The sequence below is a fragment of the Bacillus sp. COPE52 genome, from assembly GCF_003355115.1.
GTDB lineage: Bacteria > Bacillota > Bacilli > Bacillales > Bacillaceae_G > Bacillus_A > Bacillus_A toyonensis.
In genome coordinates this window covers 1,272,722-1,291,197 of record NZ_CP031292.1, presented here as the reverse complement: position 1 = coordinate 1,291,197, position 18,476 = coordinate 1,272,722, and the positions used below count along the sequence as shown (strand labels likewise).

Annotated in this window: 18 protein-coding genes, 1 tRNA gene and 1 pseudogene; 9 read left to right on the top strand and 11 right to left on the bottom strand. The window is 35.7% G+C overall.

Annotation, left to right across the window (positions count from 1 at the left end):
* Positions 1–6 precede the first annotated feature (6 nt).
* Complete coding sequence (locus DPQ31_RS06465; protein WP_000251867.1) at positions 7–234, bottom strand: hypothetical protein; 228 nt, start codon at positions 232–234, stop codon at positions 7–9.
* Positions 235–670: 436 nt separating this feature from the next.
* On the opposite strand from DPQ31_RS06465, the gene DPQ31_RS06460 reads away from it, so the two are divergent.
* From DPQ31_RS06460 to DPQ31_RS06445, 5 genes and pseudogenes are all read left to right on the top strand, one after another.
* Complete coding sequence (locus DPQ31_RS06460; protein WP_000196285.1) at positions 671–886, top strand: hypothetical protein; 216 nt, start codon at positions 671–673, stop codon at positions 884–886.
* A gap of 193 nt (positions 887–1,079) precedes the next feature.
* A tRNA-Val gene (locus DPQ31_RS06455) sits at positions 1,080–1,152 on the top strand.
* Between the two features lie 464 nt (positions 1,153–1,616).
* Positions 1,617–1,810: pseudogene (locus DPQ31_RS29255) on the top strand (hypothetical protein).
* A gap of 32 nt (positions 1,811–1,842) precedes the next feature.
* Complete coding sequence (locus DPQ31_RS06450; protein ID WP_208731704.1) at positions 1,843–2,049, top strand: hypothetical protein; 207 nt, start codon at positions 1,843–1,845, stop codon at positions 2,047–2,049.
* Between the two features lie 452 nt (positions 2,050–2,501).
* Positions 2,502–2,975 carry a hypothetical protein gene (locus DPQ31_RS06445; protein ID WP_199631468.1) on the top strand — a complete coding sequence of 158 codons (474 nt, stop codon included), beginning with the start codon at positions 2,502–2,504 and terminating at the stop codon, positions 2,973–2,975.
* 325 nt (positions 2,976–3,300) lie between these two features.
* Here DPQ31_RS06445 and DPQ31_RS06440 read toward each other — a convergent pair whose 3' ends face one another.
* The 10 genes from DPQ31_RS06440 to DPQ31_RS06395 all read right to left on the bottom strand — a co-directional run bounded on the left by DPQ31_RS06440 (position 3,301) and on the right by DPQ31_RS06395 (position 9,254).
* Positions 3,301–4,542 (bottom strand): ABC transporter permease, encoded by a 1,242-nt coding sequence (locus tag DPQ31_RS06440; protein ID WP_001084158.1) that lies wholly within the window; start codon positions 4,540–4,542, stop codon positions 3,301–3,303.
* Positions 4,535–5,434 carry an ABC transporter ATP-binding protein gene (locus DPQ31_RS06435; protein ID WP_000054717.1) on the bottom strand — a complete coding sequence of 300 codons (900 nt, stop codon included), beginning with the start codon at positions 5,432–5,434 and terminating at the stop codon, positions 4,535–4,537. Before DPQ31_RS06435 ends, DPQ31_RS06440 begins: the two co-directional genes overlap by 8 nt.
* Positions 5,435–5,466: 32 nt before the next feature.
* Entirely contained in the window at positions 5,467–5,679 is a 213-nt protein-coding gene (locus DPQ31_RS06430; RefSeq protein WP_261797509.1) for an SDR family oxidoreductase, read from the bottom strand.
* Between the two features lie 603 nt (positions 5,680–6,282).
* Positions 6,283–6,879, bottom strand: coding sequence for a DUF4878 domain-containing protein (locus tag DPQ31_RS06425; RefSeq protein ID WP_208731703.1), 597 nt, complete (start codon positions 6,877–6,879; stop codon positions 6,283–6,285).
* A gap of 163 nt (positions 6,880–7,042) precedes the next feature.
* Positions 7,043–7,588, bottom strand: a complete 546-nt coding sequence (locus tag DPQ31_RS06420) for a hypothetical protein (RefSeq protein WP_208731702.1) — start codon at positions 7,586–7,588, stop codon at positions 7,043–7,045.
* Between the two features lie 80 nt (positions 7,589–7,668).
* Positions 7,669–7,938, bottom strand: a complete 270-nt coding sequence (locus DPQ31_RS06415; protein WP_142313956.1) for a hypothetical protein — start codon at positions 7,936–7,938, stop codon at positions 7,669–7,671.
* A 17-nt stretch (positions 7,939–7,955) separates the two neighbouring features.
* Positions 7,956–8,318, bottom strand: coding sequence for a hypothetical protein (locus DPQ31_RS06410; RefSeq protein ID WP_208731701.1), 363 nt, complete (start codon positions 8,316–8,318; stop codon positions 7,956–7,958).
* 135 nt (positions 8,319–8,453) lie between these two features.
* The gene (locus DPQ31_RS06405) at positions 8,454–8,636 is read right to left on the bottom strand and encodes a DUF3976 domain-containing protein (protein ID WP_001178305.1); all 183 of its coding nucleotides are present in this window, start codon (positions 8,634–8,636) and stop codon (positions 8,454–8,456) included.
* A gap of 28 nt (positions 8,637–8,664) precedes the next feature.
* Positions 8,665–9,042 (bottom strand): hypothetical protein, encoded by a 378-nt coding sequence (locus DPQ31_RS06400; protein ID WP_001000065.1) that lies wholly within the window; start codon positions 9,040–9,042, stop codon positions 8,665–8,667.
* Positions 9,039–9,254 (bottom strand): helix-turn-helix transcriptional regulator, encoded by a 216-nt coding sequence (locus DPQ31_RS06395; RefSeq protein ID WP_000428507.1) that lies wholly within the window; start codon positions 9,252–9,254, stop codon positions 9,039–9,041. The genes DPQ31_RS06400 and DPQ31_RS06395 overlap by 4 nt, the downstream gene beginning before the upstream one ends.
* A 967-nt stretch (positions 9,255–10,221) precedes the next feature.
* Here DPQ31_RS06395 and odhA point away from each other — a divergent pair.
* From odhA to DPQ31_RS06375, 4 genes are all read left to right on the top strand, one after another.
* Positions 10,222–13,089: a 2-oxoglutarate dehydrogenase E1 component gene (gene odhA, locus DPQ31_RS06390; RefSeq protein ID WP_208731700.1), complete on the top strand. Its 2,868-nt coding sequence runs from the start codon at positions 10,222–10,224 to the stop codon at positions 13,087–13,089.
* 130 nt (positions 13,090–13,219) lie between these two features.
* Positions 13,220–14,479: a 2-oxoglutarate dehydrogenase complex dihydrolipoyllysine-residue succinyltransferase gene (gene odhB, locus DPQ31_RS06385; protein ID WP_052943557.1), complete on the top strand. Its 1,260-nt coding sequence runs from the start codon at positions 13,220–13,222 to the stop codon at positions 14,477–14,479.
* Between the two features lie 125 nt (positions 14,480–14,604).
* Complete coding sequence (locus tag DPQ31_RS06380; RefSeq protein WP_087970705.1) at positions 14,605–16,524, top strand: putative thiazole-containing bacteriocin maturation protein; 1,920 nt, start codon at positions 14,605–14,607, stop codon at positions 16,522–16,524.
* Entirely contained in the window at positions 16,521–18,470 is a 1,950-nt protein-coding gene (locus DPQ31_RS06375) for a TOMM precursor leader peptide-binding protein (RefSeq protein ID WP_208731699.1), read from the top strand. The genes DPQ31_RS06380 and DPQ31_RS06375 overlap by 4 nt, the downstream gene beginning before the upstream one ends.
* Positions 18,471–18,476: the final 6 nt, after the last annotated feature.

Here is an 18,476-nt window from a genome sequence, read left to right as displayed (position 1 = left end):
AAGGAATTACTCTTTCTTATCCTTCTCATCAATCAACGAATCTATTAACTTCTGACTTGCTTCCTCAGGCGTAATCTCATCCGTCATCCCCATAAATGACCAACCTTTAGAATCGACCCACTCAACAAGCTCTTGCAAAAACTCATCATGCGTAACATCTACATCAAGAATCGAGCCATTAATCGAAATCGTTCTATTTCTAGAAACGCGCATCTTGAACGTTTTTCTTACCATTACAATAATTCTCCCTCTACTCTTGAATATTTATAAAGTTAAACTTTAATCCGTGGGGGTTTTCTTCATCCCCCACGGATTATTAGCCTTCACCAATCGGGCTTTTACGGGCAGTTGATCTCCCACCTAACTTCTTTGCTTTCGCTGAATTTTGAGCGGGGATCTTACTGCCCGTTAATGCGGGGTAAAAAAATCTTGTATCTCTGTTATACATGATTTTAAGTAAATTGTAAAAAGGATATATTGGCCAATTTGAATATCGAAAGTGAAAATCCCTTATTCTACATAGCCATCACACGTTATACAATTTGTCATACATTACTAAATACATCCGTATAAAAACAACACAACTTACATTTTATCACATCAAATACACTTTGCTTTCGTACAATTAAATGGAATATATTAAAAAACACTAAAAATGAGGAGGAACTCTATGACACGTTGTACATATTGTAAGACGAAGTGGAAAATAAAAGATGTATGGTCGTTACTCATGACATTTGAAAAAGATTGTCCGTATTGTTTTGGAAGGCAATATCTTTCTAACGATACCTTTCATCATGCTAATGCTGCTTTACCTTTGCTATTCTTATGTCCTTTACTTGTTGATTTAAGCGATGAAAACCCTTTAGATAAATATCGTAAATAATATAACCTCTACATTTAAAACCTACTTTCTATTCAGTTTCCTTCTTATTAATTATTCCTTTATTCACTTCTAGCATGATTGTACAAGATCCATCTTTAAAAACTTCCTGTATAAATATTGTAAAATTTCAGTTAATTATATATAATTGCTTTAGCATTATTATTAAAGATGCTATTACATAAGTATTTTTGAAGATCCCGTAGCTCAGCAGGGAGAGCGCCACCTTGACAGGGTGGAGGTCGTGAGTTCGAGCCTCTCCGGGGTCATATCCTTTTGTATCAACTGTTGATAATTTCATATTTTGAGCAAAACTAACGGTGAGTACCGCTCAAGTTTTGATCGAAACTCCTCCTTTAACTCTAAATGGGAATGCAGGAGTTTTTTTTATGTCTTTAACATACTTCACAGAAAAAGAAATCGTAAAAAAAATGACAACCCCACAAACGGAAAACTAGCAAAATTTCAAAAGAATATTCTGTTGAACGCGTATTCGAAAGATTTATTGATAGTAAAGTAAAACAGAATTCACGCCCCAAAATCATTGAATCAATTCCTTCTTATGTTTAATAGTATAAAAGCATTTCATGGAACACAAAATGCTCAAATATTCTATATGACCGATATTACAACAAATTTTATTTATGACTGGGTTTATTGATTAAAAAATGAATGTGTATGCTTTGATGGCCATATTTACGTGCATCAAGATACAGAAATAGGAATCAGAACAATGGAGCGCTATGTAGAAATGGGCTGTTAGAAGATGCAAGTTTGGTAGCGGAAATTCTCAAGGAAACGAGATGCTGTGATTTACTGCATGTAATAAAATTGTTTGATTTTCAATCCGCTGAGCAAATTGAACATATCTCACGAGGTAACCCAAGCACTTACTCAGCACAATGGTATACAACGGTCTATGTTTAACATAGGCCCATTTTTTATAAGGAGTAATTGCTATGATCGACGTATATATAATGCAACCATTCGATAAAAGGGAATTTGTCAAAACAGAAATTTTATTGACTTCGGAAGTGACTGAAATATTGAGGATTTCAATGGCTCGTATGAATGCGCTATTGAAAAAGGGACAAATCAAACCCTTCAGACGGACGAAAGGCACGAGTATATTTCTACGTGAAGAATGGTTAAAGGATATGGAATGAGGGTACAAATCTATAATTGAAGATGTTAAAAAATCGTATCATCAAAAAATTAAAGAAAATGTTAATGAGACTTTATCAGGCTTAGCATGATGAAAAACGAACTATAGTATTGGTTCGTTTTTTATTATGCACTTTTGCATACAGGATTATTTTCTCTTGTAAATAGGTAATAGTAGTATATAATAAAAATAACATTTTACCAATAAAAGGTAACAAAGAAGGTGGGATAAGTAAATACCCAAAACGTATTAACAGATTTATTCTATGTAAATCATGATACATATATGGAATCAAAACTATGGAATTTTATGTAGAGATTAGATTACTACACGACACAAGATTACTAGCGAATACATTCGAGGAAAAACAGCGTTCGATTAGATTCATGTTATAAAACTACTTAATGTGATATCTATTGAACGAATTGAGAATATACTTAGGAGGAATTTCAAGTGAAAACATTTGGTAAAGTATTATTAACAGGAGCTTTAGCTTTGGGCGGTTTCACGGTTATGAACATTGATACAACTAAAGCACATGCTGACGGAGCAAGCGAGTTCTGTCGTTATATCTGTGGACCTAGCGAAACGGTGAATGGTGTTACAGTTCAAGTACACGCTACGGAATACCGATTTGGGCAAAACGTAATTGCAAGAATTACAAATGACCGAACTGAGGACATTCATTACAATGTCAGCATCGAAAAGAAATATGGGGATAGCTGGGGAGAATATGATACTTTCTTCAATTGGAAAAAACAATGGGTTCCAGCTGGAAGTAATGATGAAATTTCTACTTTCACAGGATATGGCGAAGATATTGGAGATAATGGAACATACCGTTACAAAGTTGAAATTGTAAGCGCTAATGGTTCTGTAGATACAATTTACACAGCAGGAATGACAGTTATAGGAAGAGGAGAATAATCATGAAAAAATAAGCTTTTCGGAGCTTATTTTTTTATATATAAAATTGAATATTAATATTCAGAAATGGATAGGTAGGGAACGAAACAGTCCCTACCTATTTTATAAATTCCACGTATTTACCTAATGGTGCATATGTGTTTATGATCCTACCTCTTCTTTTTCTATCGTTTGCAACATAAGGTTTTCTAAATTATCAACGCTTTCTAAATTGACAATACATTCTTTTATATTTATTTATATACATTTTACAACAATAAAGAACTACATAGATTAACCATGTAGTTCTTTGTAAATATAAGTCCCAAAAATGAATGGGCTAATCTTATTTCTTCCCTAACTTAATTGCCTTTTTTATATTACTAAATGCACCTTTACCATATAATAATACACCACCTCGGTAAACACGGCTCGTTAAACCAATCATCATACATATTGTTGCTAATAGAATCGCTAATGTAAGAGCAATCTCCCATACTGGGATATTGAGGAATCCAATTCGTACGAGCATAACAATAGGAGTAAAGAAAGGTATATAACTAGTAATGGTAACAACCGTACTGCTTGGATTTGACATTCCATAAAGTGCGATATACAAAGCAGCAATTAACATAAACATCAGTGGCATAACAGCTTGAGAAGATTCCTCTATACGACTAATAATAGAGCCGAGTAGACAAGATAATGAGCCATATAATAAGAATCCTAATGTGAAGAATAGAATCCCATACACCACTAGAGTAGGAGCAACAGAATTTAAATCAATACTATTTAAAATATCATTTTTCGATTCATTAATTGCTATTTTATACCCAACAGTTGCGACCAAGCCCCAAATTATCATTTGTGTAATACCTGCCAATAATGTTGAGAATAGCTTCGCATATAAATGTTTTGTAGGCGAAATACTTGAAACAACTAACTCCATTACACGAGAAGATTTTTCTGTTGCAACATCTGTAGCTAATTGTGCAGCATACAATAATATCATTAAATAATTTAGCATGATAAAGGTATTAATTAAAATTCCTACACCCTCTGTATGTTCTCCATCTTTAACCTTATCTGAAACAGTTTTGGTATGAATTTCTACTGGCGTCGTTAACACCTTTAATTCATCTTGCGATAGATTCAATTGCTGAGCGAAATTAGAAGATTGTATTTGAGATAAAATCGTTTGGACCTTGCTAACATCTTGCTGATTTACATCTGTCTCAGTTATATACGTAGCCTTTAGTTGTTTATTACCCAATTCCTCTACAACAATTGCATATGTATAATCACCATGTTTAACGCCCGATTCTGCTTTTTGTTTATCCATACTATATTTAACATGTAATTTACTATCTACGTTTTTAAACACTTGATGAATAGTTGTATATAATTCTTCTTTTTCTGTAACAATGACAACTTGCTCTTCCTCGTTACCTGCAAAATAGTCATAAATCTTGTCAAAATTCATCATTCCTATAATTAACATAGAAATTATGATTGTAATAGCAATATATGATTTAGCTTTTACCTTAGATTTATAGTTTTGTAAAAAAATCGTCCAGAAACTATTCATGCTGTGCACCTACTTTCTCAATAAAGATGTCATTTAATGTAGGTTCTTCTACTGCGAACTTTTTAACATACCCTAATTTCGTTATCTCTTTAAATAAAACATGCGAAACTTCTTCATATGAAATTTTAAGAGTAACTGCATTCTTACGTTTCTTCATACTTTCTACACCTTTTATTTCTTTCAAATGGTCAAAGTCATGATCGCCAACGATTACAACATTCTTTTTACCAAAGTCACTTTTAATTTTGGCAATGTCTCCTTGAACAACAGGTACTCCTTTGTGCATGATACAAATGTGTTGGCATAATTCTTCCACATGTTCCATACGATGTGAACTAAAAAGAATCGAAGACCCTTGTTTTTGCATATCAAGAACAGCTTCTTTTAACATTTCAACATTTACTGGATCTAAACCACTAAATGGTTCATCTAAAATTAAGAGTTCAGGCTTATGTATAATCGCTGTTATCAGCTGAATTTTTTGCTGATTCCCTTTTGAAAGTTCTCCTACCTTTTTGTTCAGATACTCAGTTATATTAAAACGCTCCAGCCAATAGTGCAGTTCTTTTTCTGCATCTTTACTTTTCATATTCTTTAATTTTGCAAAAAAGTTAACTTGTTCTTTGACAGTCATTTTCGCATAAAGACCACGTTCTTCTGGTAAATACCCAATCTTATCTGTAACATCATAATTTATAGGTTTACCATTCCATGAAATGGTTCCGCTTGATTTCGATAAAAGTCCAAGTATCATTCGAAATGTAGTCGTTTTGCCTGCTCCATTCCCGCCCAAGAATCCAAATATTTCACCTTTCGGTATCTCGATATTCAAATTATTCACTGCAACATGCTCGTCAAATTTCTTTGTTAAATCTTTAATTAGTAAACTCATTCTCCACAACCTTAATTCCCAAGATGATTTATTTATACAATTGTATATCCATAGTCAACCACAATATTTTGCCCTCTAATGGCATCACTTTTATCAGACATTAAAAATAAGATGACATTTGTAACATCTAAAATTCCGACAAATCTTCTATATGGTATCTTCTTTAATAACTTATTTCCCTCAAAGGACCTCAAATAGCTTTCGTTATTATCGTTTATAATATAGGACGATGGCACACAATTCACTGTAATATCTCATTTTTTATGCTTCAAAAATGAATCATTACCAACAAATGTTATATTTCGCATTATAAGGTTAGCATAAGATTTAAAATAATTAATATGCAATTTTGCATATTTTAGCACTCCTAATTATTTACATAGTGTTGACCACCTTTATTTAGAGAAGTCCTCACATTCACTGCAAACACGAATTTGTTCATCAATACTTTTTCTTTAATTTTTCATGGGAGAACTGAAATTAATTAGTAACCCTGTTAAACACCTAAATATTATAATTAAACTAACTAATCTTCCTCTAATAAATTGTTGTCTTATTTAACTTCACAATTCAGCAGGCATAGTCACAACATCTTCGTACACTTCCTCATTAAAACTGAAAAAAAACTAATTAAAATCTGGTCCAAAAATTTTACTTTTCTACATTACAGGATCTGCCTAAGAAAACATAGAATACAGTATCTCCCCTGTTACAACTAGCTTTATGTTATATATTTATAAAAATTTTTAGAATGGATATCGTGAGTTCAAACCTCTCCAGGTTCATAAAAAAAGAGACATCATATCACCCTACTACGTGATATGATGTCTCTTTTTTATGTAAGTCAATCACTTCCCACCAAACATCTTCTCCAAAGCCTTAGCATTCGCAAACAATACTTCTTTCAAGTTATCGTCAGCAACGATTTTGTAATCACCATCTTTGTTTTTCTTTAAGTTCAATGTAACTTCGCGTGTTGCCATTATTGCATCTTTATCTGATAAGTGTTTAATGACAGCTGATGTCATTGTTTTTTCGATTGCTTTTTCAGATTGCTCTTTATCTTCGCTAAAGGCACTAGCGAAGGCCATTGGCATAACTTCTCCCATTGCTTTCGTTACGGCAACAGATAGATCAGCAGATGTAATTTTCACTTTCACTTCTGCTTTGTCATCTGTTTTTGATACTTCTTCTAGTTTTTCAAATCTAAAGTTTTTCGTAATTGCGCTTAGCATTTCTTTTGCTTCAGCATCATCTGTTTTTTCATTTAGTTTATTAAATTCCTTGTCACTTTCAACGAATGTACGAGCCTTCTCTACATCCCCTTTTTGTATTGCTGTTAAAAATTCTTCAGCAGTATCTCTCGGATTTGCACATCCTGCTAGAACACCAACTATTAACCCTATTACCATCATTAGTAGCAATAATTTCTTTACCTTTTTCACGTTCATTCTCCTCTTACCTTTTCTTTTCTAGTAAGCCATCACTATACAACAGTATAAAACTTACATTACAAATATTTTTTAATATAACATTTATACGATTTGTTTTCTATTCTTTCCCAAAAGATGAAGAGCCTTGTAGCATTTCTACAAGGCTCTTTATCTTTTAATCCGTATCCGTAGCACAAATTAACCACATTTTATGCTCCTTACTATCTAATACCATCCAAGTAGCATCCCATGCAACATCGTAAAACCAGTCTGTCCAAGGGCGGTAACTTTCAAACACTTTAATATCTTCGTATCGATCTTGGAACATATATTGGCATACATTAATCGCTAATTGCTTCGCAGCAACCGGTCGTTCTTGAAATGCTTCATACGCTCCGCCCCACAAAATTTGAGCGGCAATGCTACCATCAAGCATGACTGCCTGATGCTCTTTAAAACGAAACTTATATTTATCTGATGTATGTATTTTTAATTCTTCTAAGTTATTGATTATATCTAAAGATTTGCAGATTCTTCTGAAAAAGTGCTCGTGTCCATCTTCTCCATGTGGTATTTCTTTGAAAAAGTTTTCGTTATGTACTTTAAAACAGCTTATAACCGCTCCACCATTTAAGTTTTGTTTCTTATATGTATTTATAATTTGTTCAATAGATACATGGTTTGTTTCTATTTTTTCAAACGTTCCTGCTCTCCATCTCATAACGCCACTACTCTCTATTAAAGATTTGTTACTTCATTATAAATATCAAAATAAAACCCAGCAACTTTAAAATTGCTGGGTTATCCCTTATTCATATTCGAAACAATAATAACAATTACGCTAAGCACATCATGCCCCGCTACCATCCACATACTCCTATCAAAAATCATCAATGATAACCAAAGCGATATATTAATAGCAGCAAATAATACATATAAAATGAAATCTCTCTTTTGTAGTGCTTCTCTATTCATCAAAATATAAATGAAACCGATAGGAGGCAGAATAAAGCAAAGGAAAAAGACAAATATTTTTCTTAACGACCACGGATATGAAGCCATTGTCTGCATATGAGTCTCCTTTTCTATTATAGTACTTGCTTTAACATCGGCCTTACTAGTCTATATTCGTCACCATAAGGTTCCTTTATGATTAAAGGCGATTGATCATCTTTTTTTTCTTCAATCATTGTGAATACTTCTGTTTTTTCTTGTAATGTATTAGATTCACTATTTTTAGTAGGTGCTTTACTTGCTTCAATTTTCTTTGTCACTTCTCCGAGCCTTTGCCCGACTTCTTCTGCTTGAGCAGGTTCATCCGTAACGTAGTATTCTTGGTCCTCCCATACTAATATAGGTGGTACTTGTTCTCCTTTGTTACATATTATATAAGTAATACTAGCTATAAGTAGTAGACTTGTTAATAAAAAGAAGATAGCTTTTTTATTCATATACTATTCTCCTTTTCTATTATTTTATTGGATTATACAATATAGTTTCCATGTAGTAAATGGTTTTTATGGTAATTTTTAGGTTTTTACACAAAAAGAAAAACCTTACAAAAAGTAAGGTTTCATTTTTAAAATTTATAATGATTGAGTAATTAATACAATCATTACGATGATCGCTATAAACATAACAACTAAACAGCCAATCATTTTATAAAATCCTCGTTTCGTTAACGTCCCGCCTTGAACGTCTTTACGAATGAATAGGAACACCGCTAAAAATAAAACGATCCCCATACCAAAAGCATACATCATTTGCATATGTTAATCTTCCTTTCTCTCTTCCATCTTAATATCTTTTTGCCAAAACAACAAATGAGATAAAGACGGTACTCATTGTAAGTGCCATAAGTATATTTAATAGTTCAACCGCAGATAGTGTCATTACTTTTAAATTTAAGCCGATAGAGAAAAGGAGATAATACGCTGTTAATGCAAAAAAACTGAAGAACATCCCTTTATAACGAATGAGTTTCATTCGCTCATCTTTTTCTTTAAATTGCGGGTGTAAGTAACTTAAGCAGAAACACATAATCATCATTGCTAGTAACGTATAAGTAGGACTTGGTGGTGCTGAATGTGTCATTATACCTGCTAGTATCATAAATCCACTCATAATTAAAAAGATAATTCCCATAATAACAAAGTACTTTTGTGAATCATTCATCCTTTCTCCCCCTCTTCTTTTCCTTCATAAATAAATACATGTTCTATCGTTGTTTGAAATGTTTTCGCTATTTCAAATGCTAATGGAAGTGATGGATCATATTTCCCTTTTTCAATTGAAATGATGGTTTGTCTGGAAACTCCAAGTTTCTCAGCCAATTTTTCTTGAGATAGTCCAAATTTTTTTCGATATTCGACCATTTTATTTTCCAAGGAAATTTCTCCCTCCTCCCTTATATCGAGTATATATGTAAAGGAAACTTTACGTCAAGTTTCCTTTACATATATTTCAGTTTGTTTCACGCTATTTATCCCGTATTAGCAGGCAGTAAGACTCCCACCTCAAAATTCAGTGAATGCGAGGAATTTAGGTGGGAAATAACTGCCCGATTGGTGAAGACTAATAATCAGTGGTGGATGGACAAACCCCACACTGATTAAAGTTTCACTTTATTATAGAAGAAACTTTTTCAATTTCAGCACGTCTATTTTGTAATGCAACATGGAACAATGTATATATCCGTTACTATATCCCTTCTCCATTTTTATAAAAATTTAATATCTCCATATTTGTTTTATCCTTTTAAAATATTTCATTTGCCGCTTTATTGGATGAAATGCGTTATTTGTTTTACGGTATTTTTCGGCATATTAATAGAAACTAACGGTTTATGAAGCATTTTTTATGTTTAGCCACTTTTTTTGTAGAAATCCTTCGTTTTCCTTTCAATATTTAACACTACCGAAATAAAGTTTACTCTAAATTCATAATTTTTTATTTTTTATACTATATTCCGTTATATTGTTGTATAATATCAATGAAAGCGCTTATTATTTCAATATACATAATTCGAACTTTATTTTATCGAAACATTCTAACTATTATACCTATATGTAAATGCAACAATTATAGTTGTTAGTGTAGGTATACCAAATATATCCACTCCATTTTTCTGTAAAATTACTTTATAACATGAAAGATTAACTTGGGTGATAAGTTATTGTGAATGTTTTTTTACAAAACAGATAAGTAATAGTGTTTGGTATTATGTAAATTATTGTAATAACATAAGAGTAAAGACAACATTTACATTAATTATTAGTTCATCAATTATTGAAAAAGAGCAAAATGCACCTTTTGTATAGGAAAAGGATTATATGCATTGGGAGGTTTAAACAAATGACGAGGAAGAATACAACGACAAACCCTTGGGCCAAGTTCCATGGTCCGAACCTTGGTTATGTTATTGAACAGTATGATCTTTACGTAACTGGAGCAGGTTCTGTTGATCCGGAATTACAAGAGCTTTTTGAAATTTTTGGAGCTCCTTCGTTTCAAGATGATGTCGTAACAGGGGACAACACAGCAACACATTTTTCTCCTCAAAACACAGGTAACATTGAAAAAATTCTTAAAGTCGTTCAACTTGTTGAACAGATTCGTTCTTTCGGGCATACGTTGGCTCACATCAACCCGATGGAAGATGCTGCAAACGGACAATCTCTTCTTGAGAAAGCAATGAACGAATTGAGCGATGCTGACTTGAAAGCGATTCCAGCTAAAACAGTATGGCAAGATGCACCAGAGGGTATTCACACTGCACTTGATGTAATTCATAGATTAAAAGACGTTTATACAAAATCTTTAGCTTATGAATTCTCACATATACAAGATAGTGAAGAACGCGCGTGGTTGCATCAAATGGTGGAATCAAATTCATTGCGTCAACCATTATCAAATAAAAAACGAACTGCTCTTTTAAAACGTTTAACAGCTGTTGAAGGTTTCGAGCAATTCTTGCATAAAACATTCGTTGGGCAAAAGCGTTTCTCTATCGAGGGCGTTGATATGCTTGTACCAGTTCTAGATGAAATTGTGCTAGAAGGTGCTAAGGGCGGCGTTGAAGATGTCATGATTGGTATGGCTCACCGCGGTCGTCTAAGCGTACTTGCTCACGTATTAGAAAAACCATATACTCACATGTTTGCTGAATTCAAACATGCAAAAATAGAAGGCGCAGTGGCAAATGCTGGCTGGACTGGCGACGTGAAATACCATTTAGGTAGAGAACAAGTCGTTGGGAATGAAGAAGTTAGCACTCGCGTTACATTAGCAAATAACCCGAGTCACCTTGAGTTCGTTAATCCTGTTGTGGAAGGTTTCGCACGTGCGGCTCAAGAAAATCGTAAAAAGTCTGGTCTTCCAGAACAAGATACTTCTAAATCATTCGTAGTTTTAGTTCATGGTGACGCTGCATTCCCTGGTCAAGGTATTGTATCTGAGACACTAAACTTAAGCAGATTGAACGCGTATCAAACGGGCGGAACAATTCATGTTATCGCAAACAATGCAGTTGGTTTTACGACTGATAGCTATGATTCTCGTTCTACGAAATATTCAAGCGACCTTGCAAAAGGTTTTGATATTCCGATTGTTCACGTGAACGCTGATGATCCAGAAGCTTGTCTTGCTGCTGCTAACCTGGCGATTCAATATCGTACGTTGTTCAAAAAAGACTTCTTAATCGATTTAATTGGTTACCGTCGCTACGGTCATAACGAAATGGATGACCCAGCAGTTACGCAACCACAAGTGTACAAAAAAATTAAAAATCACCCAACTGTAAGAGCAATTTATGCAGATCAATTACAAGCTGCTGGTGTTCTAAATGCAGATGAGGTTGAAACAATTACTCAATTTATACAAGAACAATTAAAATCTGATTATGCACAAGTACCACCAGCTGATACGAGCGATGCAACAATTCACGTTAAAGTACCAGATGTTGTTGCAAAAGGCATTCAGCCAATTGATACTGGTGTTGAACTTGACTCACTTCGTGCAATGAATGAAGGTCTATTATCTTGGCCAGAAGGCTTTAACGTATATCCGAAGGTGAAGAAAATTCTTGAACGCCGTAAAGATGCTCTTGAAGAGAACGGTAAAATTGAATGGGCACTTGCTGAGTCATTAGCATTCGCTTCTATTTTACAAGAAGGTACGCCAATTCGTTTAACTGGTCAAGATTCACAGCGTGGTACATTCGCGCATCGTCACATCGTATTACACGATACTGATACAAATGAAACATATTCACCATTACATCGCTTACTAAACATTAACGCTTCATTCTCTGTTCATAACAGTCCGTTATCAGAAGCTGCTGTTGTTGGTTACGAGTATGGTTATAACGTATTTGCTCCAGAAACTCTTGTTATGTGGGAAGCGCAATATGGTGACTTCTCAAATACTGCGCAAGCATTATTTGATCAATACGTTTCAGCTGGAAGAGCAAAATGGGGTCAAAAATCTGGTTTAGTTCTTCTATTACCACACGGTTATGAAGGTCAAGGACCAGAGCATTCTAGTGCACGTCCAGAGCGTTTCTTACAGTTAGCTGCTGAAAACAACTGGACAGTTGCAAACTTAACGAGCGCAGCACAGTACTTCCATATCTTGCGTCGTCAAGCATCTATTTTAGGAACAGAAGCTGTTCGACCTTTAGTACTTATGACGCCGAAGAGTTTATTACGTCACCCACTTACGCTTTCAACTGCTAGTCAGTTAAGCGAAGGACGTTTCCAACCTGCTTTAGAACAAGAAAACCTTGGCATGAAACCAAATAAAGTTAAACGTCTTGTTTTAAGTACAGGTAAAATGGCGATTGACTTAGCAGCGGAAATCGAGTCTGGTAAACATGAATACAACTTAGATGAAGTTCATGTCGTTCGCATTGAACAGTTGTATCCATTCCCTGCTGAAAAAGTTCAATCTATTATGAAACGCTTTAAAAACTTAGAAGAAATTATTTGGGTTCAAGAAGAACCTCGTAATATGGGTGCATGGCATTACATGGCTCCAATTCTGTTCGAACTAGCTGGAGATACAGTGAAAACAGGTTACATTGGACGCCCAGATCGTTCTAGCCCATCTGGTGGCGATCCGTTCGCTCACAAAGCTGAGCAAGAACTAATTGTGGCGCACGCTTTAGATGTGAAGTATAACTTCCGTCAAGATAAACAAGAAATTGAAGTTTATAGCAACTAAAAGTAACAATGAATTTTTCCCAGCTCGACTTGGGCAGATATTCTGCCCAAGTCGAGCTAACAAATGGAGATTACCGAAGATTAAAGAAGACAAAACACACCGTTAGGCAAATAAGGGGAGGACATTTAAAATGATCGAAATTAAAGTACCTGAGCTTGCAGAATCTATTACAGAAGGAACTATTTCACAATGGCTTATCAACGTAGGTGACAAAGTTGAGAAAGGTGGCAGCGTTGTTGAGCTTGAAACTGATAAAGTCAATGTAGAAATCATTGCAGAAGATTCAGGTATTGTATCAAAGTTACTAGGCGAGCCTGGGGATACAGTTGAAGTTGGCGCAACTATCGCAATTTTAGATGCAAATGGCGCACAAGTGGCAGTAAGTACACCTGCACCAGTGGCTGAGCAACCAAAACAAGAAACAGCTGAAGCACCGAAAGCTGCTACTCCAACTGCTGAACAAGCTACGGCTCTACAAGGTTTACCAAATACGAACCGTCCTATCGCATCACCAGCTGCTAGAAAAATGGCTCGTGAATTAGGAATCGACTTAAACGACGTACGTAGCACAGATCCACTTGGACGTGTGAGACCACATGATGTACAAGCTCATGCTGCAGCACCAAAAGAAGCACCAGCTGCTCCAAAAAGTCCAGCTCCTGCTCCAGTTGCAAAAACGGAATTTGAAAAACCAGTTGAGCGCGTGAAAATGTCCCGCCGCCGTCAAACAATTGCAAAACGTCTTGTAGAAGTACAACAAACATCTGCAATGTTAACAACATTTAACGAAGTTGATATGAGTGCAATCATGGAATTACGTAAAGAGCGTAAAGATGCTTTCGAGAAAAAACATGATGTACGTCTTGGCTTTATGTCATTCTTCACAAAAGCAGTTGTTGCAGCATTAAAACAATTCCCATTATTAAATGCTGAAATTCAAGGCGACGAGCTTATCATTAAAAAATTCTATGATATCGGTATTGCAGTAGCAGCTCCAGATGGATTAGTTGTTCCAGTTGTACGCGATGCTAACCAATTAAACTTCGCTGAAATCGAAAGCGAAATTCGTAATTTAGGTATGAAAGCACGTGATAATAAACTTTCATTAAAAGAGCTACAAGGTGGTACATTTACAATTACAAACGGTGGTGTATTCGGTTCTCTAATGTCAACACCAATCCTAAACAGCCCACAAGTAGGTATTTTAGGAATGCACAAAATCCAAGTAAGACCAGTTGCAATTGATGCAGAGCGTATGGAAAACCGTCCGATGATGTACCTTGCACTATCCTACGATCACCGTATTGTTGATGGTAAAGAAGCAGTTAGCTTCCTTGTTGCTGTTAAAGATATGCTTGAAGATCCAAAATCATTATTATTAGAAGGTTGATAGACTAATAGTCTATTAGAGGCTGTAGAATAAATCATTCTACAGCCTTTTTTTATTGCGTTCATACGGGACAAATTTCATGACATAAGCTAATAATGTATGCTTAAAACGTAAGGAGGATTAAAATGAATAACCTTCCAGCTCATGCAAAGCTTAAAGCAAATAAGGATACTTTCTTCCTCCCCGACTCAAACGGGGGTGTCTATTTTCGAAATAACGCCAGTTCATTCCGCATGGACGGTGATGGAATTTATAACTGGATTGAAAAATTAATGCCTATGTTTAATGGTGATCATTCTTTAGCAGAAATAACCGATGGTCTTCCTCTCCCCTATCAACATCGTGTATTTGAAATTGGAGAGATTTTATATGAAAATGGTTTTGTTCGTGATGTAAGTCAAGATGCACCTCATGAATTAAACAGTGCATTACTCGATAGGTATGCTTCGCAAATTGAATTTCTAGAAGCTGATTCTCATTCAGGTGCTTTAAAATTCCAGACGTACCGCGCAGCAAATGTCCTTATACTTGGTTCTGGGGATATGCTTACTTCCTTAGTTTCTTCTTTACTAGAATCCGGATTACCTACATTTCATTACCTTGTCACAGATTATATGGAAACAAATTACGACCGAATTCATGAACTAGTAGAACGTGCATATGAAGTTGATGACAATGTACTTGTTCAAGAAATAGATACTACAATTGACCGCCCCCTGCATGAAGTGTTCGAACCCTTTGACTGGATTTTATACGTTTCTCAAAATGGAGACATTGAAGGCTTAAGAACAGTTCACACGATTTGCAAGGAAGTAGGAAAGAACTTCATACCCGCCATTTGTTTATCAACATTCGGTTTGGCTGGTCCTGTCGTAACAGCTGATCGTGAAGAATGCTGGGAATCAGCTTGGCATCGGCTACATGAAACTACTTTGCAAAATGAAAATGCATCAGCTCCTTTTTCACCAATTACTGGCGCAATGTTAGCAAATATAATTGTTTTTGAATTATTTAAACACGTCGCTGATGATTCATATCGAGAAAAAGAGCCACAATTCTTTTTATTAAACTGTGAAACACTCGAAGGGACATGGCATCCTTTTATAAAACATCCTCTCGCAACTGATGAAAGTTTTACAATTGATACAATAGAAAATCTTACGGAAAAACTTGCGCAGCGGTCCAACCAACGTACTTCAACTGAATTGTTCCGTTTTTTCGACTCATTAACTTCTAAAGAAGCTGGTATATTCCATGTGTGGGATGAACAAAATTCATATCAACTACCGTTATCACAATGCAATATTCAAGTAGCTACACCACTATCCGATGGTCCCGCTTCCCTCCTGCCTCTTATGACTTGCGCTAGTTTGACTCATAATGAAGCTCGCCGTGAAGCTGGTTTAACAGGAATTGAAACATATGTAGCTGAAATCATTCATCGCCTTATTCCTGAACATAACGATATCGGTATTGGTGCTGGGGAAACGATGACAGAAGGTGTATACCGGGCACTACAACAACATTTAAACAATAAACTATATGAGCGGCAATCACATATGCTAGAAGAAATTACAACGATCGACCTAGCTGAAATTCATGATACACATTGTAAGTTTTATTACGATGCTCTCTCTACAATTCATGAAGCACCTAAAATAGCAATGAGTGAAGAGATTCTTAGTTTTCCAGTCGTTTGGGTCGGTGTAAATGATAGATGGTATGGCGCATCCAGTATTAATATGACGTTAGCGTTACGTAACGCACTACAACTATCTCTTCTTCACATTCAAAATGAAGAAACTCCATACAGAGCTACTGTTTTGCCTGAATCATCTATTATTTTATATGACACTGATTCTTTTCGAATAGAAATACAAGCGGACGAAGAGATTCCAGATGTGCAATCTTTACAGCTTGCCTTGCAGCATTTAGGAGAACATAATTTTTATCCATTCGTGTTTGATTTAGCGATTGAATCATTTTTGAAAGAAAATTTAGATGGTGTGTACGGGGTATTAATTGCAAAGGAGGACGGTCTATGACTCAACATATATTGCTTATAGGAGATGGCCTACTTGCAGACTATGTACATGATCAATTACGCAAACAATATTCCATCATTCGCCAACATACAATTACAGATGAACTCCCTGAAAATATCAACCTCGCTCTCGTATTACATGACGGCTCTCCTTCTACTATTCATCATGATGCTGAGCTTGTTTTTCGTTCCAATCATATTCCGTGGCTACGTGCGTTTACTTCATTTGGTGAAGGTGTTATCGGACCTTATATTCGTCCTCTTGCAACGGGATGCACCCATTGTGCCGATGGACGACGCTTTATCGCCGGATTTGATCAACAAGAAATGTGGGAATTACAGCGGAAATATGCATTGAAATCAGAGCACGTAACGAGGCGTGATGTACGCGCCACCCAAAATGGCATTCTGCAAATGTGCCAGCTCATTCATGCTGAAACGGAGAAAATATTAGCTCACGGACATTCTTCTTTAGAAAATGAACTCATTTTACTAAACTTACAAACACTGCAATGTACGCGGCATTCTTTTCTTCCAGATCCTCTCTGTCCTATATGTAGTAATTTACCTGCTGATACTGCGGATGCGGCACAGATTTCTTTACAACCGAGCTTAAAAACAAGTGCTGAAACGTATCGCTGTCGTTCTATTCATGAACTAAATACATTTTTAACGAGAGACTATTTAGATTACCGGGTTGGTATGTTGAATGGAAAAATGCAGCATTCTTTATTACCATTCGCTGACGTCATTATAAACATGCCGTTAATGTTTGGGAATGAAGGTGTTGCAGGTCGAACCCATTCATTTGCACTGAGTGAAGCAACTGCTATTTTAGAAGGTTTAGAACGATATTGTGGTATGTCACCTCGAGGAAAAAAGACAAATGTGCATAGTAGTTTTCATGATTTAGAGGATCATGCACTGAATCCCCTCACACTCGGTGTACATGCAAATGAACATTATAATCGTGATAGTTTTCCGTTTAAGCCGTTTGATCCCAACTATGAACAAAACTGGGTATGGGGCTATTCTTTATCACAAAACAAGCCACTTTTAGTTCCAGAATCAATCGCTTATTATAGCCTCGGTCATCGGGATGCTTTCGTATATGAAACATCCAATGGTTGTGCAATTGGTGGTAGTTTAGAAGAAGCAATTTTTCACGGCATTTTAGAAATTGTAGAGCGTGATGCCTTCTTGCTCACTTGGTATGCTGAATTACCTCTGTCCCGCCTTGATCTTAGCTCAGCAAACGATACGGAATTACAATTAATGATTCAGCGGTTACGCACGATTACCGGGTATAAATTACACGTTTTTAACGCGACGATGGAACACGGCATCCCGAGTTTATGGGTAATTGCGAAAAATACGCGTGCAAATGGAATGAACGTTGTTTGTGCAGGGGGCTCTCATTTAGATCCTATTCGAGCTATAAAAAGTGCAATTCACGAAATAGCAGGCATGTTACTAATAGCAGATGATGAGCTCGAGCAAAAAAGAGAGTACTACGAAAAATGCTTACAAGATCCTTATCTCGTTAATAAAATGGAAGACCATAGTATGCTGTACGGATTAAAAGAAACGGAAGAACGTCTTCATTTCCTTTTACGTGAAGATGCTCCGGTGCAATCGTTCCAAGAAATGAATGCATTACAATCGTTTGATATGGATTTGACATCTGATCTTCATCAACTTTTAAATCGTTTGCATCAATCTGGGCTCGAAGTAATCGTTGTAGATCAAACCGTCCCCCTTATAGAGCAGAACGGATTACATTGTGTAAAAGTCATGATCCCAGGCATGCTACCGATGACGTTCGGTCACCATCTCACTCGTGTTACCGGACTGGATAGAGTGTACACTGTACCGATGACACTTGGATATAGGGCTGAGCCTTTAACAAACGAACAATTAAATCCACATCCTCATCCATTTCCATAGTAAAGG

Excerpts from the sequence above, each read along its gene's own strand:
- DPQ31_RS06465 (WP_000251867.1), bottom strand. The coding sequence starts at position 234 with ATGGTAAGAAAAACGTTCAAGATGCGCGTTTCTAGAAATAGAACGATT.
- DPQ31_RS06460 (WP_000196285.1), top strand. The coding sequence starts at position 671 with ATGACACGTTGTACATATTGTAAGACGAAGTGGAAAATAAAAGATGTA.
- DPQ31_RS06450 (WP_208731704.1), top strand. The coding sequence starts at position 1,843 with ATGATCGACGTATATATAATGCAACCATTCGATAAAAGGGAATTTGTC.
- DPQ31_RS06440 (WP_001084158.1), bottom strand. The coding sequence starts at position 4,542 with ATGAATAGTTTCTGGACGATTTTTTTACAAAACTATAAATCTAAGGTA.
- DPQ31_RS06435 (WP_000054717.1), bottom strand. The coding sequence starts at position 5,434 with ATGAGTTTACTAATTAAAGATTTAACAAAGAAATTTGACGAGCATGTT.
- DPQ31_RS06420 (WP_208731702.1), bottom strand. The coding sequence starts at position 7,588 with ATGAGATGGAGAGCAGGAACGTTTGAAAAAATAGAAACAAACCATGTA.
- DPQ31_RS06415 (WP_142313956.1), bottom strand. The coding sequence starts at position 7,938 with ATGCAGACAATGGCTTCATATCCGTGGTCGTTAAGAAAAATATTTGTC.
- DPQ31_RS06410 (WP_208731701.1), bottom strand. The coding sequence starts at position 8,318 with ATGAATAAAAAAGCTATCTTCTTTTTATTAACAAGTCTACTACTTATA.
- DPQ31_RS06405 (WP_001178305.1), bottom strand. The coding sequence starts at position 8,636 with ATGCAAATGATGTATGCTTTTGGTATGGGGATCGTTTTATTTTTAGCG.
- DPQ31_RS06400 (WP_001000065.1), bottom strand. The coding sequence starts at position 9,042 with ATGAATGATTCACAAAAGTACTTTGTTATTATGGGAATTATCTTTTTA.
- odhA (WP_208731700.1), top strand. The coding sequence starts at position 10,222 with ATGACGAGGAAGAATACAACGACAAACCCTTGGGCCAAGTTCCATGGT.
- odhB (WP_052943557.1), top strand. The coding sequence starts at position 13,220 with ATGATCGAAATTAAAGTACCTGAGCTTGCAGAATCTATTACAGAAGGA.
- DPQ31_RS06380 (WP_087970705.1), top strand. The coding sequence starts at position 14,605 with ATGAATAACCTTCCAGCTCATGCAAAGCTTAAAGCAAATAAGGATACT.
- DPQ31_RS06375 (WP_208731699.1), top strand. The coding sequence starts at position 16,521 with ATGACTCAACATATATTGCTTATAGGAGATGGCCTACTTGCAGACTAT.